Consider the following 6,587-nt stretch of genomic DNA (forward strand, 5'->3'; position numbering starts at 1 on the left):
GGCTTACCCTGATGGCCCGGCTTCTCAGCGCCCGCGTCGCGGGCGCATCGTCGCCGGGCGCCCTGATGGCCCGGCTGGCGAACGTTAGCGAAACTCGCCGTTAGACTGGCGGACCGTGTTGACGTCCTCCCCGGACTCGAAGTCCGAGGATTCCAACCCGATCTACCTACTTAGGCAGCAGGAGAGCTGAGTTGAGATTCACAGTTCACAGACCGCCCTGCGGCGAGGTCTCCCTGTGCTGGTACCGCCCGCCCGGCGGCGATGTTGCGTGCCGCGTTCACATCGGCGTTGCACGGCCCCGCTTTGCAGGCGACGCACGCGAAAGCCGCTTGGCTCTTGCGGTTTTCAGGCGCCACATGCCCACAGGCGAAGCATCGTTGCGACGTGTACGCGGCCGGGACCCGTTCGACACGTCCCGGAGCTTTGTGGTCGAGCCGGGCCACCAGCCGACCCCACCCTTGGCGATTGATCGCCCGGTTAAGGCCTCGCTTCTGCGCCACTCGAACGCCCGGTTGCTCCAGCGTCCCGCGCGCGGAGCGAGTCATCGCCCGCGTGTCGAGGTCCTCGACTCGAATGGTGTCGAACCGGCGCGCCAGATCGGTGGTGGTCTTTTCGACCCAGTCGCGTCGTCGGTCGGTTTCGCGGGCTTTGAGTTTCGCGATCGCCAGCTTGGTGCGCGCTCGGCGGTTGGAACCAGGCCTGGCGCGGGCGAGGCGTTGCTGCTGCCGGCGCAGACGAATCCGCTGACCCGGTGTAAGGCTAGGTGCATGGAGCAGTTCCCCGGTGGACAGCGCTGCCGACACCGCCACACCGCGATCGACACCAACCACGCTGCCATCGCTCGGTCCCTCGATGGGATCGGGGATGTGCACGAAGGCGACATGCCAGCGACCGGCCCGATCACGCGTGATGCGGTAGGACTTGACGTCCTTCGGCATGGCCCGTGTCCAGCGAAATCGAACCCAGCCGACCTTCGGCACCCGTACCCGCCCGTAACGCCTGGTGAGCTTCTCGACATGGCGCGGCTTGACCCCGACCTGCCGAAACCCTTCATGCACGCCAGTCTTGCGCCACGATGGACGGCGATGAGTGCCGGCGAAGAAGTTACGCATGGCCTGGGCGAAATCGCGCAACGCCCGCTGCTGCACCGTCTGCGACCCAGCCGCCAACCAGTCATATTCGGCGCGGGCCTCGGTCAACTGCGCCGACTGCTCGTTATACCGCGGGGCGCGACGGCCAGGTTGCCAAAACTGTTGCTGCTCCACGCACAAATTCCACACGAACCGGGCATGGCGGCAATGCTCAAACAACCCCACCTGCTGGGCTGGCGTTGGCAGCAATCGGAACCGAGACATATCCGCAAACTAGGCGCCGCCACCGACAACAACGGGAATCGCGCAGCCGGCCAGGTCGAGAACGGCGCTCCTCCCCGGCATAAATGCCGGGGTTTCCGGCCGAAGGAGAATCGATGATCACCCTCGACCATGTCACTAAGCAGTACAAGTCGTCGGCGCGTCCAGCGCTGGACAACGTCAACGTGAAGATCGACAAGGGTGAGTTCGTCTTCCTGATCGGCCCGTCCGGCTCCGGCAAATCGACGTTCATGCGGCTGCTGCTGGGCGCCGAGACGCCTACCAACGGTGATGTGCGGGTCTCGAAGTTTCACGTCAACACGCTGCCCGGACGCCACATCCCGAAGCTGCGTCAGGTGCTCGGCTGCGTCTTCCAGGATTTCCGGCTGCTGCAGCAGAAGACGGTGTTTGAGAACGTCGCGTTCGCGCTCGAGGTCATCGGCAAGCGCCCCGACGTGATCAACCGGGTGGTGCCCGATGTGCTGGAGATGGTCGGGCTGTCCGGAAAGGCCAACCGGCTGCCGCATGAGCTGTCCGGCGGCGAACAGCAGCGGGTGGCCATCGCCCGGGCTTTTGTGAACCGGCCACTGGTATTGCTGGCCGACGAGCCGACGGGCAACCTCGACCCGGAGACCAGCAACGACATCATGGATTTGTTGGAGCGGATCAACCGCACCGGGACCACTGTGCTGATGGCAACGCACGACCACCACATCGTCGACCAGATGCGCCAGCGGGTGGTCGAGCTGTCGCTGGGGCGGCTGGTCAGAGACGAGCAGCGCGGCATCTATGGGATGGACCGCTAGGTGCGCTTCAGCTTCCTGTTCAACGAGGTCCTGACGGGTCTTCGTCGCAATATCACGATGACCGTCGCGATGATTCTGACCACCGCGATCTCCCTCGGACTGTTCGGCGGCGGACTGCTGGTTGGCCGGTTGGCCGACAACTCGCGCGAGATTTACCTGAACCGGGTCGAGACGCAGGTCTACCTGGACGAAGACATCTCCGCCAACGACCCGAACTGCAGCAGCCCGACGTGCAAGGCCCTGCAGAAGACGATCGGGGACCGTAAGGACGTGAGTTCGGTCCAGTTCCGCAACCGTCAGGACGACTACAACGACGCGATCCGCAAGAACCCGCAGTGGAAGGATCTGGCCACGAGCGAATTCTTCCCCGCGTCCTTTATCGTCAGGCTGGAGAATCCCGAGCGAAACGCCGAGTTCGAAGCGGCGATCAAGGGCCTGCCCGGAGTGAAAGGATTTCTCAACCAGAAAGACCTGATCGACCGGCTTTTCGCCGTGTTGGACGGTCTGAAATATGCGGCCTTCGCGGTTGCCTTGGTCCAGGCCATCGGGGCGATTCTGTTGATTGCCAACATGGTTCAGGTCGCGGCGTATACGCGTCGCACCGAGGTCGGCATCATGCGATTGGTCGGCGCCACCCGCTGGTACACCCAACTGCCCTTCGTGGTCGAGGCCGTTGTGGCGGCCACCGTCGGCGTGATCGTCGCCATTGTCGGCCTGATCGTGGCTAGAGCGCTGTTCCTGGACAGAGCGCTGCGCCAATTCACTCAAGCCCATCTGATCGCCCCGGTCGACTACGCCGACATCGTTTACATCTCGCCCTGGCTGTTTTTGGTCGGTGTCGTGGTGGCCGCGGGGACGTCATACCTAACCCTGCGCCTGTACGTGCGGCGGTAGCCGTGGCCAAAAAGCCCGGCAAATCTCAGTCAGGACGACAGATCCTGGCCAGCAACCGCAAGGCACGGCACAACTACACGATTTTGGAGGTGTTCGAGGCCGGGGTGGTTTTGCTCGGCACTGAAGTAAAAAGCCTCAGGGACGGCAAGGCTTCGCTCGTGGACGCGTATGCAACCGTTGACGATGGCGAAGTTTGGTTGCGCAACCTGCACATTCCGGAGTATCACCACGGCAGTTGGACCAACCACGAGCCGCGTCGCACGCGAAAACTGTTGCTCCACAGGCGCCAAATCGATGTGCTCATCGGCAAAATCAAGGATGGTAACCTCGCGCTCGTCCCGTTGTCGCTGTATTTCTTCGAAGGAAAAGTCAAGGTGGAGCTGGCATTAGCGCGCGGCAAGCAAGCGCACGACAAGCGGCAGGACATGGCGCGGCGCGACGCTCAGCGAGAAGTGCAGCGCGCGTTGGGCAGGCGAGTCAAGGGCATGGATTGATCGGCGCCGCGTACGCCCAGCTGTCCGCGGTCAGCTACGGCGTCAGTGACTTTGTCGGGGGTGTGGCTTCTCGGCGGGTGGCTGCGCTTCGCGTCATGGTGGTGACCTACCCGATTGCGACCGTGCTGCTTGGTGTGCTGGCTGCCACCGGAGGTGGACCGGTCCGCCCCGGCGCCCTGCTGTGGGGCTCGCTGTATGGGGTCAGTCAGGCCATCGGGGTGTATTGGTTCTACGCGGCCGTGAGCGCCGGACCGATCTCGGTGGTTTCACCGCTTGCGGCGATACTCAACGCTGCCGTACCTGTCGCCGTCGGCGTGGCGCTCGGCGAGCGACCGGGGCAGACCGCGTCGGTAGGCGTGGTGTTGGCAATGTTTGCGGTGCTCCTGGTGAGCCGGGAGTCGCCTGCCGACGAGGATGTTCGGACCCACAGGTTCACCAGCAAAGTGGCCTGGCTGACGGTCGGCTCCGGGGTGGCATTCGGTTTGGACTTCGTGCTGCTGCATCAGGCGCCGGCGGAGTGCCGGCTATGGCCGCTGTTTTTTGCCCGGGCCGCGGCCACCGTGCTGGTGTTCGCCGTCGCGGCGATGAGCAACAACCTTCAGCTTCCGACCAGGACGCCGCTGCGGTTAGCGGTCGCCGCGGCGCTGCTGGACACCTGCGCCAACATCACCATGCTGCTGGCGATCCAAAAGTGGATGCTGTCGCTGGCCAGCATCTTGATCTCGCTGTACCCGGCGACGACCGTCATCCTGGCCATCATCGTGCTGCGCGAGCGGCTAACTCGCTGGCAGGCGCTCGGCATGATCCTGGCCGCAGTCTCGGTCAGCATGATCGCCGCTACTTGACCGGCGTCGCACTGGCCCTGCTCGCGGCGATCGGCTTCGGCGTCGACGACTTCGTCGGCGGTATCGCCTCGCGGCGAGTGGCCGCGATACGGGTCGTGCTGGTGTCCTACCCGATCGCGATGGTGCTACTCGGTGTGCTGGCCGCCGTCATCGGCGGGCCGATCTCTGCCGGCGCCGTGATATGGGGTTCGCTCGGTGGGATCGCCCAGGCGTGCGGAGTGTGGTGGCTATACGCGGCCCTTGGTGCCGGCCCGATCTCGGTGGTCTCGCCGCTGACAGCAGTGCTGACCGCGACCGTGCCCGTGGCGATCGGCATTGCCATGGGGGAGCGGCCCGGCTTGGTGGCTGCGGTGGGCATCGGGCTGGCGATGGTCGCGGTGGTACTGGTCAGCAGGAGAGCCAGTAACGACGACGGCATGCCACACCGGTTCACCACGGCGGTGGCCTTATTGACGATCGGCTCCGGTGTGGCGTTCGGGCTGAACTTCGCGCTGATCCATCAGGCGCCAGTCGAATCCAAGTTGTGGCCGCTGCTGTTCGCGCGGATGTCGGCCACCATGCTGGTGATCGTCGCGGCCGCGGCCAGCCGCAATTTGCGGGTCCCGTCCGGGAAACCGTTGAGGCTGGCGCTAACCCTTCCGGTGCTGGACGCCGGCGCCAATGTCGCCATGCTGCTGGCGCTGCACGCGTCGTTGCTGTCGTTGGCCAGCGTCTTGATCTCGCTGTATCCTGTGGCGACGGTTGTGCTGGCGATGGCGGTGCTGCGCGAGCGGGTAACCCGCTGGCAGGCACTCGGCATGATCCTGGCGGCAGTGTCGGTAAGCATGATCGCGGCGAAGTGACGTCCGTCTAACATCAGGCGGCATGAGCAGCCCCCCGCGACCGGTCACCGAACTCGACAAATCCGACGTGCTGTCGGGTCTCTTCGGCACCTGGGACAGCCTGGACGGATTGCTGACCGGGCTGTCCGAGCAACAGTGGCAGACGCCGACGCCGCTGCCCGGGTGGACCGTGCACAACGTCGTTGCCCACATCATCGGCACCGAATCGGCGCTGCACGGAATCAGCACACCGGAGGCCGATATTGATGTCTCGACGCTGGCCCACGTGCGCAACGACGTGGGCGTGGCCAACGAGTGCTGGGTCCGTTATCTGAGCACAAAATCCGGCGACGACCTGCTGCAGCGGTTCCGTGAGGTGTCCGCCGATCGCCGCAAAAGCTTGACCGACATGGCTATTGACGACTGGAACGCACCCACCCTGACCCCGGTTGGCCCGGACAGTTATGGGCGGTTCATGCGGGTGCGGGTCTTCGACTGCTGGATGCATGAGCAAGACATCCGGGATGGGCTGGCCAAACCGCCCTCGGACGCGCAGCTTGCAGGCCCGGCGCCGCGCCTGGTGCTCGACGAGATGGCTACCACCATGGGCTACGTGGTCGGCAAACTCGGGAAGGCGACCGATGGGTCACGGGTCGCTATCGAGCTGACCGGGCCGCTGGCACGCACCATCCGCGTCCTGGTCGACGGTCGCGCCCGGGTAGTGGACTACTTTGCAGGGGAACAACCGTCGGCGACCATTCGGCTGGACGGCGTGCTGTTCACCCGGCTGGCCGGTGGCCGAGCGGACGCCGGCGCAGGCGGCGTCGAGCTTGGCGGTGACCAAGAGGTCGCGGCGCGCATCGTCGAGCACCTGAACTACACGATCTGACGAGCTCACGGCGTTGAGCCGCCGGGATGTTTATTACTGGGGTGGTTTTTGCGAATCGCGTACCATTAATAGTCCTGCCGAAATTCGGCGGGATGCGAGGGGCTGAACGGTTTCGACTTCGCGCATCGAATCAAGGGAAGCGTGCCGGTGCAGGCAAGAGACCACCGTAAGCGTCGTTGCAACCAATTAAGCGCCGTTTCAACACAGCGCGACTACGCACTCGCTGCCTAAGCGACTGCGTGTCTGTCAGACCGGGAGAGCCCTCGGCCCGGACCCTGGCATCAGCTAGAGGGACAAACCGATACGTCCGGTCGCGGGATGTAGCGGGAAACCAAACAGCGACTGGGATCGTCATCCTGACTTGTTCGCGGGAGCAGGAGATCCGAGTAGAGGCATAGCGGACTGCGCACGGAGAAGCCTTGAGGGAATGCCGTAGGACCCGGGTTCGATTCCCGGCAGCTCCACGAGTGGAGGTCAGGCCAGGAC

General features: G+C 64.5%; 7 protein-coding genes and 1 other RNA gene. 7 read left to right on the plus strand and 1 reads right to left on the minus strand.

Annotated elements, in window-relative coordinates:
* Window positions 1-170: 170 nt before the first annotated feature.
* Window positions 171-1,355: an RNA-guided endonuclease InsQ/TnpB family protein gene (locus tag WAN71_RS25930; RefSeq protein ID WP_422228068.1), complete on the minus strand. Its 1,185-nt coding sequence runs from the start codon at window positions 1,353-1,355 to the stop codon at window positions 171-173.
* A gap of 113 nt (window positions 1,356-1,468) precedes the next feature.
* Here WAN71_RS25930 and ftsE point away from each other — a divergent pair, with 113 nt between their 5' ends.
* The 7 genes from ftsE to ssrA all read left to right on the plus strand — a co-directional run bounded on the left by ftsE (window position 1,469) and on the right by ssrA (window position 6,568).
* Window positions 1,469-2,158 carry a cell division ATP-binding protein FtsE gene (ftsE, locus tag WAN71_RS25935; protein ID WP_422228069.1) on the plus strand — a complete coding sequence of 230 codons (690 nt, stop codon included), beginning with the start codon at window positions 1,469-1,471 and terminating at the stop codon, window positions 2,156-2,158.
* Window positions 2,159-3,052 (plus strand): permease-like cell division protein FtsX, encoded by an 894-nt coding sequence (gene ftsX / locus WAN71_RS25940; RefSeq protein WP_422228070.1) that lies wholly within the window; start codon window positions 2,159-2,161, stop codon window positions 3,050-3,052.
* 2 nt (window positions 3,053-3,054) lie between these two features.
* A complete protein-coding gene (gene smpB, locus WAN71_RS25945; RefSeq protein ID WP_422228071.1) occupies window positions 3,055-3,546 on the plus strand; it encodes an SsrA-binding protein SmpB in 492 nt (163 codons plus the stop codon).
* The gene (locus tag WAN71_RS25950) at window positions 3,543-4,391 is read left to right on the plus strand and encodes an EamA family transporter (RefSeq protein ID WP_422228072.1); all 849 of its coding nucleotides are present in this window, start codon (window positions 3,543-3,545) and stop codon (window positions 4,389-4,391) included. The genes smpB and WAN71_RS25950 overlap by 4 nt, the downstream gene beginning before the upstream one ends.
* On the plus strand, window positions 4,388-5,233 hold the full coding sequence (locus tag WAN71_RS25955; RefSeq protein WP_422228073.1) for an EamA family transporter: 846 nt from the start codon (window positions 4,388-4,390) through the stop codon (window positions 5,231-5,233). The genes WAN71_RS25950 and WAN71_RS25955 overlap by 4 nt, the downstream gene beginning before the upstream one ends.
* 22 nt (window positions 5,234-5,255) lie before the next feature.
* Window positions 5,256-6,101 carry a maleylpyruvate isomerase family mycothiol-dependent enzyme gene (locus WAN71_RS25960; protein ID WP_422228074.1) on the plus strand — a complete coding sequence of 282 codons (846 nt, stop codon included), beginning with the start codon at window positions 5,256-5,258 and terminating at the stop codon, window positions 6,099-6,101.
* Between the two features lie 98 nt (window positions 6,102-6,199).
* Window positions 6,200-6,568, plus strand: a transfer-messenger RNA (tmRNA) gene (ssrA, locus tag WAN71_RS25965).
* Window positions 6,569-6,587 lie beyond the last annotated feature (19 nt).

Origin of the sequence: Mycobacterium sp. (assembly GCF_049280035.1) — a bacterium.
Taxonomy (GTDB): domain Bacteria; phylum Actinomycetota; class Actinomycetes; order Mycobacteriales; family Mycobacteriaceae; genus Mycobacterium.